This is a genomic window from Microbacterium sp. Cr-K20 (assembly GCF_000708325.1).
Lineage (GTDB): Bacteria > Actinomycetota > Actinomycetes > Actinomycetales > Microbacteriaceae > Microbacterium.
Genome location: NZ_JARE01000053.1, coordinates 18,843 through 41,109, shown reverse-complemented (window position 1 = coordinate 41,109; position 22,267 = coordinate 18,843). Strand labels below are relative to the sequence as shown.

The following is a 22,267-nucleotide window of genomic DNA, read 5'->3' as shown; positions in this document are numbered from 1 at the left end:
GATGGTGCTGTGGTGACGGATGCGACGCCGACGTTCACCGGAGCCGGTGACGATGGCGACACGATCACGGTGACCGATGGCGACGGTACCGTGCTCTGCACGACCACCGTCGTCGACGGCGCGTGGTCCTGCACGCCGACCGATCCGCTCCCGGAAGGCGCGAACACGATCACCCCGACCGCGACCGACCCTGCCGGGAACACGACGGCGGGCGACCCGATCGACGTGACCGTGGACGCGGTCGCCCCCACGGCCCCGGTGATCACGGGCCCGGCTGACGGTGCTGCGGTGACGGATGCCACGCCCACCTTCACGGGCACCGGTGATGATGGTGACACGATCACGCTGACCGACGATGACGGTACCGTGCTCTGCACGACCACCGTCGTCGACGGCGCGTGGTCCTGCACCCCGACCGATCCGCTCCCGGAAGGCGCGAACACGATCACGCCGACCGCGACCGACCCCGCCGGGAACACGACCGCGGGCGACCCCATCGACGTGGTCGTCGACACGGTGCCGCCCGCTCCGGTCCTGAACCCGGTCTGCGTCCAGAACCCGGATCTCACGATCACCTGTTCGGGCACCGGCGAGCCGGGGACGACCGTGGTCGTCACTGCGCCGGACGGCACAGAACTGTGCCGCACCGCTGTGGTCATGCCGGAGTGGAGCTGCACGTCGTCCGGTCCTGCCGACCCGCAGGAGGTCACCATCACGGTCATCGATGCGGCAGGCAACGTCTCGACGCCCACGATCGCTCCCGTGACGCCGTACGTCCCGCAGCCGTCCGGCGGGGGCGGCGGCACGCTGGGAACCACCGGTGCCGACAGCTCTGCGGCTCTCGCCCTGGGAGCCCTTCTGCTCTTGATGGGCGGGGCGGCGCTCCTGCGCTCGAGGCGATGGGCGCCCGTGGAATCCGATTCCTCGACCGCTTGACGGGAGATCCTCGCCCGCGTACGACACCGCACGGATACATCCACGGACGGATGTGTCCGTGCGGTGAGCTCGCGTAGCGTGGGGGAGTGATCCGGCCACTCTCCCGCACGGCGCTCGCGCTCGACATCGTCGGGGCGACGCTGCTCTTCCTCGTCCTGATGCCGACGTCGCTCGTGTTCTACGGGCCGGGCACCGGGAACGCGGCGATCGGAGGCATATCGGTCGTGGCGGTGGTCTTCGCTGCCGTGCTGATGTTCGGCGGCGTGGCGATCGGCCGCCTCGCGCCGGGCTGGGCGCTGGCCGCCGCGTGGGCCGGCGCGATCCTGCAGATGATCGCCGGGTTCGGCCCGCTGCCGATCGACTTCGCCATCCTGCTCATCCTCTACGCCACGGCCGCGTGGGGCACGCGGCGGGTGCTCTGGTGGGGCTTCGCCTCCGCGCTCGCCGGTGGGCTCGTCGCCGCCCTCTACATGGTGGTCGTCAATGGCGTCGCCTTCGGCGTCGGCACCGGATGGGAGCAGGTGACGACGGGCACGCTCCTCCTCATCGTCTCCGTCATGGCGCTCGGGTTCGCGTGGGTCTGCGGACTGCTGTGGCGGGTCGTGCTGCGCGCGCGCAGCACCCGAGCCGCCCAGCTGCAGGCCGAGTCGCTCGCCGTCGAGGAGCAGGAGCGCGTGCGCATCGCCCGCGACATGCACGACATCGTGGCGCACTCCCTGGCCGTCGTCATCGCGCAGGCTGACGGCGCGCGATACGCGGCTGCGGCGAAACCAGAGATGGCGACCGAGGCGCTCGGAACGATCGCGCAGACAGCGCGCGGCGCGTTGAGCGACGTGCGCATGCTGCTGACCCAGCTCCGGCACCGGCAGGGCGACGGCCCGCAGCCCACGCTCGCCGACCTCGAAGCCCTGTTCGCGCAGGTGCGGCAGGCAGGGATCGAGCCGCGGGTCACCGTCGACCCGATGCCTCCGGGGGAACCACCGGGGGCGATCCAGCTCGCCGTCTACCGCATCCTCCAGGAGGCGCTGACGAATGCGATCCGCCATGGCGACGGCGCCGTCGACGTGCACCTGGCCTGGTTTCCCGATCGGGTCGACATCGACGTGCGGAACACGGTGCAACGGGAGACGACGGTCGCACCCGGTGGGCACGGGGTCATCGGCATGCGCGAGCGGGCACAGCTCGTCGGCGGTAGTCTGCAAGCCGAGCTCCGAGGGGCTCAGTTCGTCGTCCACGCCTCGCTTCCGATCGGAGCATCCGAATGATCAGAGTCGTGCTCGTCGACGACCAGGCGCTGTTCCGCGCCGGCATCCGCATGCTCGTCGCCTCACAACCCGACCTGGAAGTCGTCGGGGAAGCCGGCAACGGACAGGAAGCGCTCGAAGTCGTCCGTGCCACGCGGCCCGACGTGGTGCTGATGGACATCCGGATGCCGGTCATGGACGGTCTCACGGCGACCGCCGAGATCCTCACCCGGCCGGAGCCGCCGCGCATCGTGATGCTCACGACGTTCGACCTCGATGAGGCTGCCGCTCGGGCGATCCGGCAGGGCGCCAGTGGCTTCCTCCTCAAGGACGCCGATCCGGAGTTCCTGCTCGCCGCGATCCGTACCGTGCATTCCGGGTCGAGCGTGATCGCCGCCTCGGCGACGCGCGACCTGTTCGCGCACTTCGCCGAGGCACCCAAACCCGTCCCGCCGCAGTACACCACGCTCACCGACCGGGAGAAGGAGATCTTCGCGCTCGCGGCTCGTGGCCTGTCGAATGCCGAGATCGCGGGCCGGGAATACCTGAGTGAGGCGACCGTGAAGACGCACATCAGCCGGATCCTCACGAAGCTCGCGCTTCGCGACCGGGTGCAGCTGGTGGTATTCGCCTTCGAGCACGGCCTCGCCTGACCGCCGATCGACCGGGGAAGGGCCGAGTGCGGATCATCCCTGCGATGTACGCGGATGCTCCGGCCGGGCGATGACCGGCGCGGGGCTGCGGAAATAGCGTCGAAGGCATGGAGATCACGACCACCGACCTGGGGCTCGCCGCCCGCGTCCAGCACCTGAAGAAGACCTACGGCTCGGGCGAAGGCACCGTCCGTGCGCTCGATGACGTCAGCGTCGGCATCCGTCGCGGACAGTTCACCGCGATCATGGGCCCCTCCGGTTCCGGCAAGTCCACGCTGATGCACATCATGGCGGGGCTCGACAGCCCGACGGAGGGGCGCGCGTGGATCGGGGACACCGAGATCACCGGCCTCGGTGACATCGACCTGACGATCCTGCGCCGCCGCCGCGTCGGTTTCATCTTCCAGGCGTTCAACCTGGTGCCCACTCTCGACGCGTTGGGGAACATCATGCTCCCGTTCGAGCTCGACGGCCGTCGGCCGAGCGCGATCGAGCGGGCGCGCATCGACGGACTGATCGAGACGCTCGGACTCGGCTCGCGCCTCAACCACCGCCCGCATCAGCTGTCGGGCGGACAGCAGCAGCGTGTGGCCATCGCCCGCGCCCTCGCCACCGCCCCCGACCTGGTGTTCGCGGATGAGCCCACCGGCAACCTCGACTCCAAGACCGGGCGCGAGGTGCTGCGTCTGCTCGCCACCGCGAGCCGCGAGCACGGGCAGTCCATCGCGATGGTGACGCACGACGCGATCGCGGCGAGCCATGCCGACCGCGTGCTCTACCTCGGCGACGGCCGGATCGTCGCCGACCACCCGCGCCAGACCGCGGAGGAGATCTCCGCCTACATGCTCGCTGCCGAGGTGGCGGCATGACCGCCGTCGCCACGGTCGTCCCCGAGACGCGGGCGACAGGTCCTCGACTGGCCTGGCTGCGCGACCGGGGCATGGGCGCCAGCATCCTCGTCGCCGCGCTCTCGGCCGCGTTCGGTGTGCTCCTCGTAGAGATCACGGCATACATCGGCGCTGTCCTGCAGGCAGACCCGTTCATCGGAGACAGTGAGACGCTCGCGTTCGTGGTCGCGCTGCTGTCGGTGCTGCTCACCGTGGTCGCGATGTACGTGGCCGCGATCGTCACGGCGAACACCTTCTCCACGATCATCGCCGGACGCACGCGGCAGATCGCGCTCATGCGTCTGATCGGGGCGACCGCGCGCTCGCAGCGGGCTCAGGTCGGACGACAGGGTCTCGTCGTCGGTGTCCTCGGCGCCGTGATCGGCCTGCTCGCCGGGCTCGTGCTGGCGGTGATCGGTGTGCAGGTCGGGACGCAGCTGATCGAGAACACCCCGGCGTCCTTCTCGCTCGCACAGCCGTTCGTCGCCCTGCCCGCGATCGGTGTCGCACTCACGACTTGGGCAGCCGCCTGGGCCGGTTCCCGGCGGGTGCTCTCGGTGACCCCGCTGCAGGCACTGGGCGGCTCCGTCGAGCGGACCCACGACGAGGTATCGGGCAAGGCCGGACGGCACGTCGGCGCCTGGATCCTGCTGATCACCGGAGCCGTGCTCCTCGCCGCGGGCGTGGTCGTCGGACTTCTGACTCCGCTCGGCGTCGTCATCGCCTTCTTCGGCGGTGTGCTGTCCTTCACCGGGCTCGCTCTCGGATCCGTGCTGTTCATGCCGCCGGTGCTGCGCCTGGTGGGCCGGATGTTCGGCTCGAGCGCGACCGCGCGCCTCGCCGCCGAGAACGCGCTGCGCTATCCGGAGCGGTCGTCCCGCATGGCGATCGGCGTGGTGATGGGCGTGACGCTGGTGACGATGTTCGCGGTCGCGCTCGAGTCCGCGAAACGTCTGATGATGAGTCAGGTGACCGGCGAGATCCCCGAGGAGTTCTTCGCCCCGTTCGACGCGTTCGCCGCGATCATGATGGTACTGGTCGCCGTCTCCGCGGTCATCGCGGCCGTCGGCCTCGTCAACCTGCTCACGATCGGCGTGGTGCAGCGTCGCCGCGAGCTCGGACTGCTGCGCTCGATCGGGCTGTCGAACCGTCAGGTGCGTCGCATGGTGCTGCTCGAGGCCACGCACATCACGGTGGCCGCGACGCTGACCGGTCTCGTGCTGGGCGTCACGTATGGGTGGATCGCGGCACAGTCGCTGCTCGGCTCGGTTCCGACCCTGCCGGAGTTCACTCCAGCCGGGCTCGTGGCCCCGCAGATCCCGTGGATCCCCGTCGCCATCATCGTCGTCGCCACGGCGGTGCTCACGCTGGTCGCTGCTGCCACACCCACGCGACTGGCCACTCGGGTGGCGCCGGTCGAAGCACTCGCGGCCGACTGACGGCTCTAGGCTTGTCGGATGCCGTCGCCGTTCGATCAGTCCACGTATCAGGTCCGTCTCGACTGGGGCACGGCGGGTCTCGCCCGTCTCGCACCCGCCGACATCGTCGTGGTCGTGGATGTCCTGCGATTCTCGTCCACCGTGATCGATGCCGCAGTCGCCGACACCGAGGTGGTTCTGGCCGAGGCCGAGGGATGGTCGCGGAATGGCGCCGCCGTCGCCGCCGCGGCCTCCCCGGATGCGATCGTCCTCGTCGGCGGCATCCGCAACGCCACTGCTGTCGCCCGCGCAGTGCAGACCGTGCAGGAGCGTCGACAGGCACGCACCTCGGTGGCGGTCATCGCCGCAGGAGAGGTCGATGCCGGGGGTGTGCTGCGGTTCGCGGTCGAGGATCAGCTCGGCGCGGGCGCCGTCATCCTGGCGCTCTCGGATCGGGGCATCGATCACACGTCGCCGGATGCGGCGGTCGCCGCCGAGGGCTTCCGCGCGCTCCGCGGTGCGCTGCGGCACATGATCGGCGCGAGCGGGTCGGGGCGCGAGCTCGCCGATGGTGTGGCCTCCACCGCTCGTATCGACGCATCCGGCCTGACGCCGACATCGACGACCGATGCCGCCGTGCTCGACGCGGTCGACGTCGTCCCCGTCTTGCGCGAGGGATCGTTCGCCCGGTTCGAGTGAGCCGCGCCGCTCGGGCGGACGTCTCCCCGTCGGGCGGATGCTCGTCGTCGCACTCTCCTCCCCACGCGGAGATCTCCGCCCGACGCCGCGCGGGAGACGATGGTTCGGCCGGCGCGACGTAGGGTCGTGGCATGAGGTACCTCCCCGCCGTCATCGTCGACATCGTGCTCGTGCTCGTCTTCGCCGCGATCGGTCGTGCCTCGCACGATGAGAATCCGGCGGGGTTCCTGCTGACCGCCTGGCCGTTCCTGATCGCTCTCGCGGTCGGTCATGTGCTCGCGGCACTGCTCCCCGGCAGGCCGCGTCGGCCGTGGTCGGTGCTGTGGGGCACGGTGGTCTGGGTCGTGACGGTCGCCGGCGGCATGCTCATCCGCGTGCTCAGCGGTGACACCGCCGAGGTGCCGTTCATCATCGTGGCCACGATCGTGCTCGGGGTGTTCCTCGTCGGCTGGCGGGCGATCACCGCCCTGCTGCGTCGACGCCGTGCTGCCGGGGAGGCGCAGGAAGACGCCGTCGTTCTCGAGGACGAGCACCCCGACGGTCTGCCGCGCTAAGCGCTGAGCGGCGGTCAGCGCGGCATCTGAGCGGCGAGACGCACGTCGGACGGGATCTCGCGGCGGGTCCACGCGAAGACGTGCCTGGCGTCGAACGTGCGTGAGCAGCGTGCGCACGAGGTCGCCCTCGTCGGCCGCCGATGCCGGTAGGTCACGTGGCCGGCAGGGCAGCTTCCCACCCACGGCGCGAGCTCGACAGCGGTCTCCCCGTGATGGGTCGTTCCGCCGACGTAGCCGAGTTCTTCCGCCACGCGTTTCCATGCCGGTCCGTGTGCAGCCGCATGTCCGGCGAGTGCATGCGCGACCTCATGCAGCAGCACCTGGTGGATCTCGTCGTCTTCGAAGCGGGCGGCGAGATAGCGCGAGACCGTGATGCGCTTCTTCGTGTAGTCGCATTGCCCGGCCCGGCGCTTGGCATGGTCGAAGCCGAAGGTCCAGCTGTCGTCGAGATGCAGCGTGATCAGTGCTTCGCCCCAGACGCGCACACGGTCGAGTTCCGCCATGCGCCCAGATTATGCCCTGCGACCGACATCGTGGTCGCAGGGCATGCTCAGCCCGCGACGAGCTGCGAGGGGCGGCGGCGCTCGGCGGCCTCGATCGCGAGCAGCACGGTCTCGAGTTCGCGGTCCTCTGCGCCGGACTCGCGTCGCAGGAACAGCGACTGCTTGAAGCTCTCGCGCGCCGTCTCGTAGTCGCCGGCCTCATAAGCGTTCTTGCCGTGGTGCTGGTACGCGAATGCCGCGATCGACAGCCAGCGCTGGCCTTCGGCCTCGGTCGCGCAGGTCGCCAGCTCTTGCTCGGCAGCGGCGTGTGCCCCCCGATACTGCAGGATCGTGGCGTGCAGCACTCGAGCGCGCAGGACGTCCTTGCGGGTGCCGGCCATGCGCGCCTGGCGCACGGTCTCGTCGGCCAGCACGAGCGCCTCGTCCAGACGGTCGAGCACCTTCAGCAGCCACACGCGCTCGAGCAGTGCGGGCAGGCTGCGCTGCGACTCGATCTCGGCAAGGCGCGTCGCGCACTCGTCGAGATCGACCTTTTCGCGGAGCGTCTCCTGGTCGTATCCCCGGATGAAACTCATTGCTCTCCTTCCGCAGCGTCCCCGTCCAGTCTGCCTTCCGGTCGAGCGCTCGTCGGGGCGGCGCGCCCTGGTCGGCGCATCCGACCCGTGACATACCGCGGCACGGCCGGGGCACACCCGATCGATCCGGTCGAGGTCAGCGGAGGAAGAGCGAGGCGTCGGGGCGAGGCGACGCGACGGCATCGGCATCCGTGACGACCCGCGCCCCCTGCAGGAAGGCCTCGGCCTCGGCTCCCTGCGCGATCTTCGCCGGGTGCGGGCCGGCCGCCAGCATCCGCGGCAGCCACTCCGTCGGCAGGGGAGAGGCGGATGCCGCGATCACGAGGTTTCCGAACCGACGTCCCTTGAGCACCTGCGTGTCGGCGAGGATGCCGATCTCGGGCAGGACTTCGGCGATCGTCGCAGCCTGGCGGCGGGCGAACGCGAGGCCCGGGCCGTCCGCGACGTTGACGAGCAGCACGCCGCCGGGCGCGAGCAGCCCGGTGAGCTCGCGGTAGAACTCGACGCTCGTGAGGTGGGCGGGAGTCTGCGCTCCGGAGTACACATCCGAGACCACGAGGTCGCAGCTCGCCTGCAGGGCGCCCGGAAGCCGGCCCACTCCCTCCCGTGCATCACCGATGCGGATGCGGATGGCGGCGCCCTTCGGCAGCGGCAGATGTTCGCGGACCAGCTGGGCGAGCGGCGCTTCGAGCTCGATGACCTGCTGGCGGGAGCCGGGGCGGGTGGCGTCGATGTAGCGGGGGATCGTGAGCGCGCCGGCGCCGAGGTGCACGGCGGTGAGAGGCCCGGGCGCGAGCTGATCGATCACCGCGCCCATGCGCACGATGTACTCGAAATGCAGGTGCGTGGGGTCATCGAGGTCGACGTGCGACTGCGGGGTGTCGTCGACGATGAGCTCGAACCCGCTGGTGAACTCCGACGGCACGATGCTGGCGATGCCCCCGTGGTCCAGGCGGACCTGCGGGTGCTCGACGTCGCGCGATCGGTTCCGGCCCATGGCCCGAGCCTACGCGTCAAGGGAATGCGTCAGCGCAGCTTGCCGTTGGCGCAGGTCTCCTGCTCGACCGTCTGACCGGAGATGGCCGGGTCGAGCGTCGCGCGCGGTGCGGGAGTCTCGGTCGCCGGGGCGCCCGTGGCCGGAGGGGTCGTCTCCGGGGCCTCGGGGTCGGTGCCCGGTGCGGGCTCGACGAGTTCGACGCCCCCGTTGTTGCTGACGCCGCCGGTGAGCTGCACGGGCTGGCCCGCTTTCAGCGCGTCCCAGATGGTGGCTGCGGCGTCGTAGTTCGGGACGACCCGGTCGGAGTCGTCGGGGTCACCGAACACCGGGTACTGCAGGAAGACGAAGTCCGAGAAGGGCACGTCCTTGATCGAGAGCGCGAGCTGTGCGAGCCGGACGGGATTGGCCAGCTCGTCGCTCGGGTCGATGTTGTCGACGACGGTGTCGGCGAGTCCCAGCACCTTGCCCGGATCGCTGAGCACCTCGTCGCTCATGATCTTCTTCACCAGGCGCGACATGTACTGCTGCTGGTTCGAGACGCGGGCCATGTCGCTCTCATCGCCGACACCGTGCCGGGTGCGGATGAACTGGAGCGCCTCGTAACCCGAGACGGTGCGCGGCCCCGGCTCCCAGTCGAGAGCCGTGTGCCGGTCGCGGATGCCTTCTCCACCGATGCATACCTCCACACCGCCGATCGCGTCGGTGACCTCCATCACTCCGTCGAAGGCGATCTTCGCGGCGAACGGGATCTCGATGCCCGTGAGCTGGGTGACCGTCTTCGCGACGCAGGAGAGCCCGGCTCGTTGGAAGATCGAGTTGATCTGCGTCTTGCTCGTGGCCGAGGCGACCGATCCGTCCGGGAGCGTGCACTCCGGGGTCTCGATCATCAAGTCGCGGGGGAGGGAGACCACCGTGACGTTGCGGGGCTCGGCCGAGACGTGCACGAGCAGATTCACGTCATTGAGGATGCCGCCGTCGGCCTCTGAGCAGCGCTCTCCGAGAAGCCCGGTCGAAACCTCGCCGCATTCATCGGTGCCGATGATGAGCATGCTGAACTCGCCGGGGAAGGCGCCGATCTGGGGAGGCTCCACCTCGGGGGCGTCTTCGAGAGTGACGGCACCGTCGCTGAAGCGATTGAAGTAGTCCGTCACGATGAACGCGGCGACAGCGATCGCGGAGACGAGGATGACGGCCAGCGTGATCCCGGCGATCTTCAGGAGGCCTTTGGCGGGCCCGGGAGTGGGAAGAGTCGCATGGCGCGCGACCGTGGAGCGGTCGGCTTCGTCGTGGCGGCGCATGCCCGCGAGCCTACCGGCGGACCCTGCGGGCGCCGCGCAGGCCGAGCCTGGGCAATACCTGGGAGAGGCCGCAGTGGCGGGGATGTTACGGCCGCATGACGATTGTGAGAGGAACTTGCAGGTAATTAGTTAGTCGTGGATACTTTTTCCTAACCCCCGGCGAATACCCGATATTCGCCTGGACTTTTCAAAGAGGAGATCCCCGCATGCACAAGCGCATTCTTCCGGCCGTGGCGCTCGGCGCCGTGGCCACGCTCGCCCTCGCCGGCTGCGCCGGCGGCGGTGACACCGGCTCCACCGACGGCGAGGGCAAAGAGCTCACCGTCTGGATCATGAAGGGCACCAACCCGGACGCGTCGGCCTTCTACGACGACGTCGCCGAAGCCTTCGAGAAGGAGACCGGCGCCACCGTCAAGATCGACGAGATCCAGTGGGCAGACGCGCACGACCGTTTCGTGACCTCGATCGCCGGAGGCACGACTCCTGACATCGCCGAGACCGGCACCACCTGGACCGCCGAGTTCGCCGACGCGGGCGCGCTCCTCCCGATCGACGAGTACGTCGACGGCGAGAAGGGCCTGCGCGACGACCTGGTCGAGGGCCTCGAGGTCGCCGGCACCTACGAAGACGAGCTTTACGGCATGCCGTGGTACGCCGGTGTCCGCTCGCTCATGTACCGCGCCGACGTGTTCGAGGAGCTCGGTCTCGAGGCTCCGAAGACGTGGGACGACATCGTCGCCGCGGGTGACGCCATCAAGGCCGCAAAGCCCGACATGCTGCCGTTCCCGGTTCCGGGCGACGCCGAGTTCCAGGTCTACCCCTGGGTCTGGGGCGCCGACGGCGAGATCGCCACGAAGGACGGCGACACCTGGACCAGCGAGCTCGACAGCGCCGAATCGCAGGCCGGCATCGAGTTCTACACGGGCCTCGCCACCGAGCACGGCTTCTCTTCCGCAGGTGCCACCACCTGGAAGGAGACCGACCTCCGTGACGCGTTCACGCAGGGCAACGTCGCCATGATGCTCTCGGGCTCGTGGACGCCGAACTCGCTCATCGAGGCGAACCCCGACCTCGAGGGCAAGATCGGCGCCGCGGTCATCCCCGGGAAGGACGGCGGCATCGCCCCGTCGGTGCTCGGTGGATCGCACCTCTCGATCTTCAACACGACGAAGAACGCCGACCTGGCGTGGGAGTTCGTGAAGCTCGTCACGACCGGCGAGTTCGCCGAGCAGTGGTCGGACGAGACCGGCTACTTCCCGGGCGTGCAGTCCGCGATGGAAGAGGCCCTCGCCTCGACCGACCCGCTGGTCGCACCGTTCGCCGAGCAGATGGTCGACGGCGGAGCATCCGTCCCGGTCACCCCGAACTTCGGCGCCGTCCAGGCGAAGAAGACGACCAACTCCATGATCCAGGCCATCCTCAGCGGACAGAAGGACGTCGCGACCGCGACGAAGGACGCTTCCGCCGAGATGACCGAACTGCTCAACCAGTAAGGAAGCATCCCTTCCATGTCGATGGTGCAAGCGCCACTGCCGGCCACGAAGGCGGAGTCCACCTCCGCCTCCGTGGCCGGCGGCCGGAAGCGACGCGGTCTCTCGATCGTCGCGGCCCGCCCCTGGCTTCTTCTCGCGCCCGGGCTGGTCATCCTCGCGGTGCTCATGCTCTGGCCTCTCATCCAGGTGTTCATCTACTCGCTGCAGGACTACGGCCTGCGCGAGATCAACACCGGGGAGAACAACTGGATCGGTCTCGACAACTACGTCGAGGCGCTCACCAACCCGACTCTCTGGACGGTGGTGCTGCCCAACACCGTCGGCTTCGCCGCTGTGGCGGTCTTCGTCACCGTGGCAGTCGGCACGCTCGTGGCCCTGCTGCTCGCGCGGCTCGGCACCACGTGGCGCGTCATCGTCTCCAGCTGCATCATGGTCGCGTGGGCGATGCCCGCCGTGACCGGTACGTACGTCTGGACCTTCATCTTCGATGCCGACCGCGGCATCTTCAACCAGGTCCTCACCGACCTCGGGCTCATGGACGATCCGGTCAACTGGTTCACGAACCAGTGGTCCTTCTACGCGATCGTGCTCCTGAACGTCGTGCACCACGGCTTCCCGTTCGTGGCGATCACCGTGCTCGCCGGACTCCTCGGCGTCTCGAAGGAGATGCTCGAGGCGGCGGCTCTCGACGGCGCCGGCGCCTGGCGTCGTTTCTGGAAGATCATCTTCCCGACGCTCCGCCCGGTGTTCTCGGTCGTGATCATCCTCTCGACCATCTGGGACTTCAAGGTCTTCGCGCAGGTGTACCTGATGCCCGGCGGCGGTGGCGGAAACCGCCAGGTGCTGAACCTCGGCGTCTGGTCGTACGTGGAGTCGTTCGGCCAGAACCGCTACGGCTTCGGTGCAGCGCTCGCCGTGCTGCTCACGCTCGTCCTGATCGGCATCACCATCGTCTACATCCGCTCCCTCATGAAGGAGGACGAGCTGTGAACCCGCGCCCCCGGCTCCGCTCCCGGATCGGACTCGGCATCGCGGTCGCCGCGGTCCTGATCTTCACGTTGTTCCCCGTGTACTGGATGGTCTCCAGCGCGTTCGACGGCAAGGCCTCCAGCGGTGGGCAGTCGCTGATCCCGCAGGAGTTCACGTGGGACAACTTCGCGTTCGTCCTCACCGACGGCGGCTTCGGCACGTACCTGCGCAACTCGGCCATCGTCGCCCTCGTGACGGTCCTCGTCAGCGCCCTCGTGTGCCTGCTCGCTGCCGTCGCTGTCGCGCGGTTCAAGTTCAAGTTCCGCACGATGATCCTGATGATGATCCTCGTGGTGCAGATGGTGCCGCTCGAGGCACTCGTCATCCCACTATTCCTCCAGGTCAAGAGCCTCGGCCTGCTCAACAGCATCCTGGGCCTCATGGTCGTCTACGTCGCCCTGTCGCTCGCCTTCGGCATCTGGATGCTGCGCGGCTTCGTCGCCGCCGTTCCGGTCGAGCTCGAGGAGGCCGCCTACATCGACGGTGCCAGCTGGTGGCGGATGTTCCGCTCGGTGCTGCTGCCGCTCGTCATGCCCGGCCTCGTCGCGACGAGCATCTTCAGCTTCATCACGGCGTGGAACGAGTTCATCTTCGCGATGACGATCCTCGGTGCCCAGACCGACCAGTACACGGTCTCGATCGGCCTCAAGTCGTTCTTCGGCCTGCACTCCAACGACTGGGGCAGCATCATGGCCGCGTCGACCATCATCACCGTCCCGGTCATGATCTTCTTCGTGCTGGTGCAGCGCAAGCTCGCCTCCGGCATGGTCGCGGGAGCCGTGAAGGGATGACCGACGAGCTCGCGCGCCTCGCGAACGGGGTGCTGTGGCCGGGGTTCTTCGGCACCGAGGCGCCGGAGTGGCTGCGCGCCGAACTGCGTCACGGCCTGGCCGGGGTCGTGTACTTCGGTCAGAACGTGGGCGAAGGACTCCCGGCGCTCAGCGCGGCGATCCTCGACGCGAACCCCGACGCCCTGATCGGCATCGACGAAGAGGGCGGCAGCGTCACCCGGCTCGAGTCGGCCACCGGCTCGACGGTTCCCGGAGCAGCCCAGCTCGGTCTGCTCGACGACCTGGTGGCCTCGGAGAAGACCGGCGCAGAGCTGGCTCGGCGCGTGCGCGCGGTCGGCGCCAACGTGGTGCTCGGCCCGGTCGCCGACGTCAACACCGACCCCCGCAACCCGGTCATCGGCGTGCGGGCGTTCGGAGACGACGAAGCGCTCGTCTCACGGCACGTGGTCGCAACGATCGACGGCATCCAGGATGCGGCGGTCGCCGCATGCGTCAAGCACTTCCCCGGTCACGGCGACACCCACATGGACTCGCACCACTCCCTCCCCGAGATCACCCTCGATCTCGAGGAGTTCGAGCGGGTGCACCTCGAACCGTTCCGCGCGGCCGTCGACGCGGGCGTGGATGCCGTGATGACCGCGCACATCGTGGTCCCGGCGTGGGGCGAGCAGCCCGCCACGCTCAACCCCCGGGTGCTCGGCAAGCTGCGCGACTGGGGGTATGACGGCGTCATCATCACGGATGCGCTCGACATGGCCGCCATCCGCGAGACCGTCGGACTCGGTGGGGGAGCAGCCCTGGCCCTCGCCGCCGGTGCCGACCTGCTCTGCATCGGAAACCCGACCAACCCCGGCGACGCCGCGCTTCCCGACCAGGACGAGCGGGACTTCCGTGCGGCCCGTGACGGGATCGTCGCCGCACTGCGTGACGGCTCGCTCTCGCGTGAGCGCGTCGAGGAGGCCGCCCGTCGGGTCGCCGCCCTCGCCGCCAAGCTCCGCGCGGCCGCCGACCGCGACCAGGAGACCGCCGACGACTTCGATGCCGCGGAGGTCGTGCGTCGCGTGCTGATGGTCACCGGTGACACCCCCGCTGCCGCATCCGAGCTCGCGGTGATCGATGCCCGTCGCCGCTCGACGCTCGCGGTCGACAGCGCCGGCTCGTATGTCGCGAACGCGCTCGCCGACGACGGTCTGCGCGTGCGCCTCGATGTGGCATCCACCCCGCTCGCCGAGCAGGACCGTGTGCTGGACGAGGTCGTCGCAGCGCCCGGAACCACGGTGCTGCTGATCGACCGTCCGGATACCGATGCCGCGCAGCGGGCTCTCGTCGAACGGGCGGCGGTGCGGGATCCGGCAGCGGTCGTCGTCAATGTCGGTCTACCGACGACGAACCCGTTGCCGCTGCCGACCGTCGAGGTCGCCGCGGCCAGTAGGCTCGGTGCGCAGATGGCGCGCGATGCGCTTCTGGGGCGTTTCGCCGTGAAGCAGAGGGCCAGCGCCGACTGAGGACAGGATCACTCCATGGACGATGACGTTCTGGCACGTGTGCGGCGCTCGCTCTCGAAGCTGAGCGCCGCGGAGGCGCGGGTCGCGGAGACGATCCTCGGCGACCCGACGCTCGTCGTCGACCTGGCCATCAACGACCTCGCCCAGCTCTGTCGGACCTCGCTGTCGACGGTGGCCCGGTTCTCCCAGTCGCTGGGGTACAGCGGTTACCGGGAGCTGCGCGTGGCGGTCGCCCGCGCGATCACGCTCGCCCAGGCGCAACAGGCGCGGTTCGGTCTGGACACCACGGCCATCGATCCGGACGACGGGCCGACGGCCATCGCCGCGAAGCTCGCCGCGCAGGAGATCGACGCGATCGAGAAGACCGCCCTCGCCCTCGATGCCGCAGCCCTCGACCGGGTAGCCCGTGCGGTTGTCGATGCCCGGCACATCGACCTCTTCGGACAGGCGGCGTCGTCGCTGACGGCGCAGGATCTGCTGCTGAAGCTGTCGCGCATCGGGTGCTCCGTGTCGCATTCGCCGGACCCGCATCTCGCGGTGACGACGGCTTCGCTGCGCACGGCGGATGACGTCGCTATCGCGTTCTCGCACGGCGGGGAGACCGCAGAGACCCTGCGGGCGCTCGAGGTCGCCCGAGATGCCGGTGCGCTGGCTGTCGCGGTCACCAGCGTCGCGGAGTCCACCCTCGCCCTCGCAGCGGATGTCGTGCTGCTCACGCACGCGCACGAGTCGCCGTTCCGGATGGCGGCGATGTCGAGCCGCATCGCCCAGCTCGCTCTGGTCGACGTGCTGTTCGTGCGCGTCGTGCAGCACCGCGGCGAACCGGTGGCCGTCTCTCTGCAGCGCACCCACGACGCGGTTCCCGCGCGTCGCCGCCGCACCTGACTCCCCGCCCATCTCTCCGTGTCGGGAGGAGTTCTCCGCCCCGCGGCGCACGGCTCAGTCGACGTGGTCGCGGGTGCTGAGGAGCGCGCGGGTCGCGATGCGGTGCCCGCGGGCGACGCTCCCGGTGAGCGACAACCCGGTCAGCACCCCGGCGAGGAAACCCGCGGCGAAGGCGTCTCCCGCGCCGATGGTCTCCACGACCGGGGCATCGAGCGCGTCGCTCTCGGCACGCTCTTCGCCGTCGAAGGCGACGGCCCCGCTGGTGTCGGTGACCGCCAGGTAGCGCGGCTGGGGGAACTGCGCGCGCAGTTCCTGAGGATCGCTGGTCCCGAACACCGCTTCCGCATCGGGGCGCGTGCAGAACACGATGTCGGCGCGGCGGGCGAAGCCGGACACGATCTCCCTGCCCTCCGCCTCGCGGCCACGCCACAGCGCCGGGCGCCAGTTCAGATCGAAGCTGACGAGCCGGCCGGGACGATGGTCGGAGTACAGCGCCTCCTGGGCGGCGAGCGCGGATGCGGAGATGGCGGGCGTGATCCCCGAGGTGTGCACGAGCGCGGCTTCGGCGAGCAGGGCGGATGCCACCGGCGCCGCCAGCGTCTCGGGCGACATCGCGGCGGCCGCGGAGCCCGCGCGGTAGTAGTGCATCGTCCCGTCGACCGCGCCGTCCGCACGGGCGACGAGCTCCTTCACATAGAGCCCGGTCGGCGCCTGATCGTCGATCTCCACGGCCGTGTCGTCGACGCCGTGTGCGCGCAGCTCCGCGGTGAGGAACCGGCCGAAACCGTCGTCGCCGACCCGGGAGAGGACAGCAGTTCGGATGCCGGCCGACGACAGAGCGATGGCGGTGTTCCATTCCGCTCCGGCCAGGGAACGGTGAAAGGTGCGGCAGTCCTCCAGCGGTCCGGCTGTGGCGGCGACGAGGGCGACCATGCCCTCGCCGAAGCAGATGGCGAGCGGGGTGGAGTCGGACACGGTCTGGACACTACCCGATCGGCAGGGCGCCCGCCGATACCGGATTGCAATGCGGATGCGTTTGGCATCTGCCGATCTGCTGGGTACCGTCTAGTCATCACCGTCGCCGAGGCGAAGAAGCCTCGGGACGCGCAAAGAAGCGCCCGACAGGGAAGGTCACACAATGCACCAATCAGTCAAGCGTCGGCGAGGACTCATCGCCGTAACCGGAGCCACGATCGCCGCGATCGCCCTCGCAGGGTGCGTCGCGAGCGAGCGGGGCGACGACGATGCGGACGCGGGAGGCGATGTCGACGGGACGTTCGTGTTCGCGGCATCCTCCGACCCGGCCAGCCTCGACCCCGCGTTCGCGCAGGACGGCGAGAGCTTCCGCGTCTCACGCCAGATCTTCGAGGGTCTGGTGGGCACCAAGCCCGGCACGGCAGACCCGGCACCGCTGCTCGCCGAGGAGTGGGAGTCATCCGACGACGGCATGTCGCACACCTTCACGCTGAAGGAGGACGTGACCTTCCAGGACGGCACCCCGTTCAACGCCGAGGCCGTCTGCGTCAACTTCGACCGCTGGTTCAACTGGACCGGTCTCGCCGCCTCCGAAGCGTTCGGCTACTACTACAACAAGCTCTTCAAGGGCTACGCGTCCAACGCGGCCGATGCCGTGTACAAGTCGTGCACCCCCGATGGCGACTACTCGGTCACGATCGAGCTGAACAAGCCGTTCGCCGGTTTCATCCCGTCGCTCTCGCTGCCGTCGTTCGCGATGCAGAGCCCGTCGGCGCTGCAGGAGTTCGGTGCGGACGAGGTCGCCGGCTCCGCCGAGGCGCCGCAGCTGTCCGAGTACGCGATGGGGCATCCGGTCGGCACCGGCCCGTACCAGTTCGACGAGTGGGCACCGGGTGAGCAGGTCACGCTCAAGGCCTACGGCGACTACTGGGGCGAGGCGGGGCAGGTCGATGAGATCATCTTCCGCACGATCGACGACCCGACCGCTCGCCGCCAGGCGCTCGAGTCCGGATCGATCGACGGTTACGACCTGGTGGGCCCGGCCGACACCAAGGCTCTCGCGGACGACGGCTTCACGATGGTGTCGCGCCCGCCGTTCACGATCCTCTACCTGGCGTTCAACCAGGCGATCCCGGAGCTGCAGGACCCGAAGGTCCGCGAGGCGCTGTCGTACGCGGTCGACAAGGACGCGCTCATCAGCCAGGTGCTCCCCGAGGGCACCGAGAAGGCGACGCAGTTCGTTCCGGACACGGTCAACGGGTACAACCCCGATGTCACGACCTACGACTACGACCCCGAGAAGGCCAAGGACCTGCTGGCCGAGGCCGGCTACGACGAGGCGAATCCGCTGAAGCTCACGTTCAACTACCCGGTCAACGTCTCGCGTCCGTACATGCCGGACCCCGAGCAGATCTACACCGTCCTGTCGTCGCAGCTGTCCGAGGTCGGCGTCGAGACCACTCCGGTCTCGGAGGAGTGGGTAGAGTACCTCGACCGCACCACCGGCACCGCGGATCACGGCATCCACCTGCTGGGCTGGACCGGCGACTACAACGACACCGACAACTTCGTCGGCGTCTTCTTCGGACAGAAGAGCTCCGAGTGGGGCTTCGACAACCCGGAGCTGTTCCAGAAGCTGACCGAGGCGCGCGGCGTCTCCAGCCTCGAGGAGCAGACGCCGCTGTACGAGGAGATCAACGAGATGGTCGCCGAGTTCATCCCCGGCGTCCCGCTCGCGCACCCGGCGCCGACCCTGGCGTTCGACCCCCGCGTGAAGAGCTATCCGGCCAGCCCGGTGAACGACGAGGTCTTCACGGACATCGTCCTCACCAAGTAGTCGGCCTGACCATCTGATATGCCGAGTCCCGGTCCCGCACACATGCGCGGGACCGGGACACGGCGTACCTTCTGATCGACGGAGATCTTCGTGCTGCGCACCATCGGCAGGCGACTGCTGTTCCTCATTCCCACTCTGTTCGGGCTCAGCATCCTGCTGTTCGCCTGGGTCAGAGCCCTTCCCGGCGGCCCCGCGGTCGCCCTACTCGGCGAGAAGGCCACACCGGAGGCCGTCGCCAGGGTCAACGAGCTCTACGGCTTCGACGAACCCCTCATCCAGCAGTACTTCACCTGGATAGGGCGACTGCTCCAGGGCGACTTCGGAACGTCCATCCAGACGAACCGCCCCGTCGTCGAGGAGTTCATGCGCCGCTTCCCGGCGACGCTCGAGCTGAGCGTCATGGCGCTGATCTTCGCGATCGGCGTCGGCATCCCTCTCGGATACTGGGCCGCTCGTCGTCACGGCAAGCTCACCGACCACGCGTCGGTGGTGCTGAGCCTGATCGGCATCACCATCCCGGTGTTCTTCCTGGCGTTCATCCTGAAGTACGTCTTCGCCGTGCAGCTCGGATGGCTGCCGTCGGACGGCCGTCAGGATCCGCGAATAGACGCCACCCATCCCACCGGGTTCTACGTGTGGGACGGCATCATCACGGGCGAGTTCGATGCCTCGTGGGATGCGATCCTGCATCTGATCCTGCCGGCGCTCGCGCTGGGCACGATCCCGCTCGCCATCATCGTCCGCATCACCAGGGCCAGCGTCCTGGAGGTGCAGAACGCGGACTACGTGCGCACCGGACGGGCGAAGGGCGTCGGAGCCCCGACGCTGCGCAACCGCTTCATCCTGCGCAACGCGATGCTGCCGGTGATCACGACGATCGGCCTGCAGACCGGACTCCTGATCTCGGGCGCCGTGCTCACCGAGACGGTGTTCGCGTTCCCGGGCATCGGTTCGTTCCTGGCGCGGGCGATCTTCACCAGGGACTTCCCGGTCCTCCAGGGATTCATCATCGTCATCGCGATCGCGTACGCGCTGATCAACCTGGCGGTCGATGTCTCCTACAGCTTCATCGACCCGAGAGTGAGGGTGCAGTGATGTCCCTCGTCATCGTCCGAAAGGAGGCGGTCTCATGAGCATCGCCCTCCCACCCGCCCAGGGCCCGTCGGCCGAGAGCGGCGGCAGCATCGACACCGTCGCGATCGCCCAGGCCGACCTCAAGAAGGGCTCCGGCGGTTTCTGGCGGGATGTGTTCCGTCGGCTCCGCCGCAACCCGACCGCATGGATCGGCGCGGTCATCGTGGTGCTGTTCCTCCTGGTCGCCGCTCTCGCTCCGTGGCTCGCCCCGTACCCGGAGACGGCGCTTCCCGGCGCGAAGTACATCACGCCGACCTACATCCCGGGTCCGGGCGAGGTGCCGGGGTTCCCGCTGGGCCTCGACCGTTTCGGCGGCGACGTGCTGTCCAAGCTCATCTGGGGTGCGCAGGCCTCCCTGATGATCGGCGTCATCTCCACCGCGATGGGACTCGTGGGCGGCATGATCCTCGGCCTCCTCGCCGGCACGTTCGGCGGGTGGGTCGACACCCTCATCATGCGCGTCGTCGACATCATCCTCTCGGTGCCGAACCTGCTGCTGGCGGTGTCGATCGCCGCGATCCTCGGGCAGACGCCGTTCGCGGTGATGATCGCGATCGGTGCTTCCCAGGTGCCCATCTTCGCCCGGCTGCTCCGTGCGTCGATGCTGCAGCAGCGGTCGAGCGACTACGTGCTCTCGGCGCAGACACTCGGTCTCGGCCGCGGCAGCATCACGATGTCGCACGTGCTGCCGAACGCCATCGGCCCCGTGATCGTCCAGGGCACGTTGACGCTCGCGACGGCCGTGATCGATGCGGCCGCGCTGTCGTTCCTCGGTCTCGGCGGCGGCGGCCCCGCGACCGCCGAGTGGGGGCGCATGCTCACCTACGCGCAGGCCGAGCTCGCGATCGCCCCGTGGCTCGCGTTCCTCCCGGGTATCTGCATCGCCGTCACCGCGCTCGGCTTCACCCTGCTGGGCGAAGCGCTGCGTGAGGCGATGGACCCACGGACGAGGGCACGATGAACGCCCGCGACGAAGGCGCGATGCGCGCCGCGAAGGAGAATCAGATGTCCACCGAGCCGCTGCTGTCCGTCCAGGGGCTCGCCGTGGACTTCGCCACCATGGACGGCGTCGTGCACGCCGTCGAGGGTGTCGACCTCGAGATCCGACCCGGTGAGACCGTCGCGATCGTGGGCGAGTCCGGTTCGGGCAAGTCGACGACGGCCATGGCCATCATCGGGCTGCTCGCCGGGGGAGGGAAGATCGCGTCGGGCAGCATCCGGCTCGACGGGAAGGAGATCTCCCACGCGCCGGAGCACGAGCTGCGCACGATCCGGGGTCGCGACATCGGCCTCGTGCCGCAGGACCCCATGTCGAACCTGAACCCGGTCGCGAAGATCGGCACGCAGGTGGCGGAGACACTGCTCGCGCACGGACTCGCCACGCGGCAGAACGTGCAGGCGAAGGTGGTCGAGGCGTTGACCGCCGCCGGCCTCCCCGATCCGGAGCGGCGCGCCAAGCAGTATCCGCACGAGTTCTCCGGCGGCATGCGTCAGCGCGCCCTGATCGCGATCGGTCTGGCGTGCAAGCCACGGCTGCTGATCGCCGACGAGCCGACCAGTGCACTCGACGTCACGGTGCAGCAGACGATCCTCGACCAGATCGGCGCGATGACCCGTGAGCTGGGAACGGCGGTGCTGCTCATCACCCACGACCTGGGCCTCGCCGCTGAGCGGGCCGAGCGGGTGATCGTGATGCACCGGGGCAAGGTCGTCGAGCAGGGCGACGCGCGACAGATCCTCGAGGATCCGCAGCATCAGTACACGAAGTCGCTCGTGCAGGCGGCACCATCGGTCGCCGTCGCCCGGCTGCAACCTCAGGCGTTCCAGGTGAAGGAACGGGTGGACGGAGCAGACGCCTCCAGCGCGGCGGCACCGGTCGACAACATCGTCGAGATCGAGAACCTCACCAAGGTGTACCCGGTGCGCGGGCGCGGAGAGGACTTCGTGGCCGTCGACGACGTGTCGCTGGTGATCCCGCGCGGGGAGACCGTGGCGATCGTGGGGGAGTCCGGCTCGGGCAAGACCACGACCGCGCGGATGCTGCTCAAGGTGATCGAACCCACGAGCGGGCTGATCCGCTACGAGGGCAAGGACATCGCGTCGCTGAGCCGAGCGGAGACCAAGGAGTTCCGGCAGCAGGTGCAGCCGATCTTCCAGGATCCGTATTCGAGCCTGAACCCGATGTTCACGATCGAACGTCTGATCGCCGAGCCGCTCGACTTCTACAGGCGGGGGAGCAGCGCCGACCGGCGCAAGCGCGTCCGGCAGCTGCTCGACGACGTGGCGCTGCCGCAGTCGATGCTGCGCCGGTATCCGTCAGAGCTGTCCGGCGGCCAGCGGCAACGTGTCGCGATCGCCCGGGCGCTCGCGCTGTCTCCGGATCTGATCGTGTGCGACGAGCCGGTGTCGGCGCTGGACGTGCTGGTGCAGGACCAGATCCTGACGCTGCTCGGCGACCTGCAGAGCGAGTACGGGCTGAGCTACCTCTTCATCTCGCACGACCTCGCGGTGGTGCGCCTCATCAGCGATTACGTGTGCGTGATGAAGGACGGGAAGCTCGTCGAGGCGGCGACCTCGGAGGAGATCTTCACGAACCCGCGCGACCCGTACACGCGGCGTCTGCTGGCGTCGATCCCGGGCAACGAGCTGAACATCGCGTCCTGACATCACCGGGTCGGCCGTGCGCCGACCCGGTGATCGGATGCTCATACCGCAGCATCCGAGATTGGTCAAGGACTCCGCTTGCCATGTCGCACAATCGTGCGTATAGTTGGTAGTTGCGCTCGCTTCTCCCTGCCCTCATATGGTGGTCGGCATCTGTTGAGTTCCCGGGCGCACACTCCACCTGACGACA

At 69.0% G+C, this 22,267-nt stretch carries 21 protein-coding genes; 16 read left to right on the top strand and 5 right to left on the bottom strand.

Annotation, left to right across the window (positions count from 1 at the left end):
• The 7 genes from GZ67_RS0113085 to GZ67_RS0113055 form a co-directional block, all read left to right on the top strand.
• Positions 1-936 (top strand): Ig-like domain-containing protein (locus tag GZ67_RS0113085; protein WP_029273913.1); only part of this gene is annotated, 936 nt, incomplete at its 5' end.
• Positions 937-1,022: 86 nt separating this feature from the next.
• Positions 1,023-2,201 (top strand): sensor histidine kinase, encoded by a 1,179-nt coding sequence (locus GZ67_RS0113080; RefSeq protein ID WP_029261817.1) that lies wholly within the window; start codon positions 1,023-1,025, stop codon positions 2,199-2,201.
• Positions 2,198-2,833: a response regulator gene (locus GZ67_RS0113075; protein ID WP_029261818.1), complete on the top strand. Its 636-nt coding sequence runs from the start codon at positions 2,198-2,200 to the stop codon at positions 2,831-2,833. The genes GZ67_RS0113080 and GZ67_RS0113075 overlap by 4 nt, the downstream gene beginning before the upstream one ends.
• Positions 2,834-2,940: 107 nt before the next feature.
• On the top strand, positions 2,941-3,702 hold the full coding sequence (locus GZ67_RS0113070) for an ABC transporter ATP-binding protein (protein ID WP_029261819.1): 762 nt from the start codon (positions 2,941-2,943) through the stop codon (positions 3,700-3,702).
• Positions 3,699-5,159: an ABC transporter permease gene (locus GZ67_RS0113065; protein ID WP_029261820.1), complete on the top strand. Its 1,461-nt coding sequence runs from the start codon at positions 3,699-3,701 to the stop codon at positions 5,157-5,159. Before GZ67_RS0113070 ends, GZ67_RS0113065 begins: the two co-directional genes overlap by 4 nt.
• Before the next feature lie 18 nt (positions 5,160-5,177).
• Complete coding sequence (locus GZ67_RS0113060; RefSeq protein ID WP_029261821.1) at positions 5,178-5,837, top strand: 2-phosphosulfolactate phosphatase; 660 nt, start codon at positions 5,178-5,180, stop codon at positions 5,835-5,837.
• Between the two features lie 131 nt (positions 5,838-5,968).
• Positions 5,969-6,391, top strand: coding sequence for a DUF3054 domain-containing protein (locus GZ67_RS0113055; protein WP_051662528.1), 423 nt, complete (start codon positions 5,969-5,971; stop codon positions 6,389-6,391).
• A gap of 14 nt (positions 6,392-6,405) precedes the next feature.
• Here GZ67_RS0113055 and GZ67_RS0113050 read toward each other — a convergent pair whose 3' ends face one another.
• The 4 genes from GZ67_RS0113050 to GZ67_RS0113035 all read right to left on the bottom strand — a co-directional run bounded on the left by GZ67_RS0113050 (position 6,406) and on the right by GZ67_RS0113035 (position 9,764).
• Positions 6,406-6,894, bottom strand: a complete 489-nt coding sequence (locus tag GZ67_RS0113050) for a SprT-like domain-containing protein (RefSeq protein WP_029261823.1) — start codon at positions 6,892-6,894, stop codon at positions 6,406-6,408.
• Positions 6,895-6,941: 47 nt separating this feature from the next.
• Positions 6,942-7,469: a hypothetical protein gene (locus GZ67_RS0113045; RefSeq protein WP_029261824.1), complete on the bottom strand. Its 528-nt coding sequence runs from the start codon at positions 7,467-7,469 to the stop codon at positions 6,942-6,944.
• A gap of 136 nt (positions 7,470-7,605) precedes the next feature.
• Complete coding sequence (locus GZ67_RS0113040; RefSeq protein WP_029261825.1) at positions 7,606-8,466, bottom strand: spermidine synthase; 861 nt, start codon at positions 8,464-8,466, stop codon at positions 7,606-7,608.
• Positions 8,467-8,495: 29 nt separating this feature from the next.
• Positions 8,496-9,764 (bottom strand): LCP family protein, encoded by a 1,269-nt coding sequence (locus GZ67_RS0113035; protein WP_029261826.1) that lies wholly within the window; start codon positions 9,762-9,764, stop codon positions 8,496-8,498.
• A gap of 206 nt (positions 9,765-9,970) precedes the next feature.
• On the opposite strand from GZ67_RS0113035, the gene GZ67_RS0113030 reads away from it, so the two are divergent.
• From GZ67_RS0113030 to GZ67_RS0113010, 5 genes are read left to right on the top strand one after another with little or no spacing between them, the layout of a single operon-like run.
• On the top strand, positions 9,971-11,257 hold the full coding sequence (locus GZ67_RS0113030) for a sugar ABC transporter substrate-binding protein (RefSeq protein WP_029261827.1): 1,287 nt from the start codon (positions 9,971-9,973) through the stop codon (positions 11,255-11,257).
• A gap of 15 nt (positions 11,258-11,272) precedes the next feature.
• Entirely contained in the window at positions 11,273-12,247 is a 975-nt protein-coding gene (locus GZ67_RS0113025; RefSeq protein WP_029261828.1) for a carbohydrate ABC transporter permease, read from the top strand.
• Positions 12,244-13,077 (top strand): carbohydrate ABC transporter permease, encoded by an 834-nt coding sequence (locus GZ67_RS0113020; RefSeq protein ID WP_029261829.1) that lies wholly within the window; start codon positions 12,244-12,246, stop codon positions 13,075-13,077. Before GZ67_RS0113025 ends, GZ67_RS0113020 begins: the two co-directional genes overlap by 4 nt.
• Complete coding sequence (locus tag GZ67_RS0113015) at positions 13,074-14,582, top strand: glycoside hydrolase family 3 N-terminal domain-containing protein (RefSeq protein WP_029261830.1); 1,509 nt, start codon at positions 13,074-13,076, stop codon at positions 14,580-14,582. The genes GZ67_RS0113020 and GZ67_RS0113015 overlap by 4 nt, the downstream gene beginning before the upstream one ends.
• Positions 14,583-14,597: 15 nt before the next feature.
• Positions 14,598-15,467: a MurR/RpiR family transcriptional regulator gene (locus tag GZ67_RS0113010; RefSeq protein ID WP_029261831.1), complete on the top strand. Its 870-nt coding sequence runs from the start codon at positions 14,598-14,600 to the stop codon at positions 15,465-15,467.
• A 54-nt stretch (positions 15,468-15,521) separates the two neighbouring features.
• On the opposite strand, the gene GZ67_RS0113000 is transcribed toward GZ67_RS0113010, so the two are convergent.
• A complete protein-coding gene (locus tag GZ67_RS0113000; protein ID WP_029261832.1) occupies positions 15,522-16,442 on the bottom strand; it encodes a sugar kinase in 921 nt (306 codons plus the stop codon).
• Between the two features lie 163 nt (positions 16,443-16,605).
• Here GZ67_RS0113000 and GZ67_RS0112995 point away from each other — a divergent pair, with 163 nt between their 5' ends.
• From GZ67_RS0112995 to GZ67_RS0112980, 4 genes are all read left to right on the top strand, one after another.
• Positions 16,606-18,279: an ABC transporter substrate-binding protein gene (locus GZ67_RS0112995; RefSeq protein ID WP_029261833.1), complete on the top strand. Its 1,674-nt coding sequence runs from the start codon at positions 16,606-16,608 to the stop codon at positions 18,277-18,279.
• A 90-nt stretch (positions 18,280-18,369) separates the two neighbouring features.
• Positions 18,370-19,374: an ABC transporter permease gene (locus tag GZ67_RS0112990; protein WP_029261834.1), complete on the top strand. Its 1,005-nt coding sequence runs from the start codon at positions 18,370-18,372 to the stop codon at positions 19,372-19,374.
• A gap of 34 nt (positions 19,375-19,408) precedes the next feature.
• Positions 19,409-20,374 (top strand): ABC transporter permease, encoded by a 966-nt coding sequence (locus tag GZ67_RS0112985; protein WP_029261835.1) that lies wholly within the window; start codon positions 19,409-19,411, stop codon positions 20,372-20,374.
• Positions 20,371-22,077, top strand: coding sequence for an ABC transporter ATP-binding protein (locus GZ67_RS0112980; RefSeq protein WP_081860001.1), 1,707 nt, complete (start codon positions 20,371-20,373; stop codon positions 22,075-22,077). Before GZ67_RS0112985 ends, GZ67_RS0112980 begins: the two co-directional genes overlap by 4 nt.
• Positions 22,078-22,267 lie beyond the last annotated feature (190 nt).

Bases quoted from the DNA above. Each gene is read 5' to 3' on its own strand.
- GZ67_RS0113040 (WP_029261825.1), bottom strand. From the start codon at position 8,466: ATGGGCCGGAACCGATCGCGCGACGTCGAGCACCCGCAGGTCCGCCTG.
- GZ67_RS0113035 (WP_029261826.1), bottom strand. From the start codon at position 9,764: ATGCGCCGCCACGACGAAGCCGACCGCTCCACGGTCGCGCGCCATGCG.
- GZ67_RS0113010 (WP_029261831.1), top strand. From the start codon at position 14,598: ATGGACGATGACGTTCTGGCACGTGTGCGGCGCTCGCTCTCGAAGCTG.
- GZ67_RS0113015 (WP_029261830.1), top strand. From the start codon at position 13,074: ATGACCGACGAGCTCGCGCGCCTCGCGAACGGGGTGCTGTGGCCGGGG.
- GZ67_RS0113030 (WP_029261827.1), top strand. From the start codon at position 9,971: ATGCACAAGCGCATTCTTCCGGCCGTGGCGCTCGGCGCCGTGGCCACG.
- GZ67_RS0113050 (WP_029261823.1), bottom strand. From the start codon at position 6,894: ATGGCGGAACTCGACCGTGTGCGCGTCTGGGGCGAAGCACTGATCACG.
- GZ67_RS0112980 (WP_081860001.1), top strand. From the start codon at position 20,371: ATGAACGCCCGCGACGAAGGCGCGATGCGCGCCGCGAAGGAGAATCAG.
- GZ67_RS0113045 (WP_029261824.1), bottom strand. From the start codon at position 7,469: ATGAGTTTCATCCGGGGATACGACCAGGAGACGCTCCGCGAAAAGGTC.
- GZ67_RS0113060 (WP_029261821.1), top strand. From the start codon at position 5,178: ATGCCGTCGCCGTTCGATCAGTCCACGTATCAGGTCCGTCTCGACTGG.
- GZ67_RS0113025 (WP_029261828.1), top strand. From the start codon at position 11,273: ATGTCGATGGTGCAAGCGCCACTGCCGGCCACGAAGGCGGAGTCCACC.
- GZ67_RS0113070 (WP_029261819.1), top strand. From the start codon at position 2,941: ATGGAGATCACGACCACCGACCTGGGGCTCGCCGCCCGCGTCCAGCAC.
- GZ67_RS0113065 (WP_029261820.1), top strand. From the start codon at position 3,699: ATGACCGCCGTCGCCACGGTCGTCCCCGAGACGCGGGCGACAGGTCCT.
- GZ67_RS0113055 (WP_051662528.1), top strand. From the start codon at position 5,969: ATGAGGTACCTCCCCGCCGTCATCGTCGACATCGTGCTCGTGCTCGTC.
- GZ67_RS0113075 (WP_029261818.1), top strand. From the start codon at position 2,198: ATGATCAGAGTCGTGCTCGTCGACGACCAGGCGCTGTTCCGCGCCGGC.
- GZ67_RS0112995 (WP_029261833.1), top strand. From the start codon at position 16,606: ATGCACCAATCAGTCAAGCGTCGGCGAGGACTCATCGCCGTAACCGGA.
- GZ67_RS0112985 (WP_029261835.1), top strand. From the start codon at position 19,409: ATGAGCATCGCCCTCCCACCCGCCCAGGGCCCGTCGGCCGAGAGCGGC.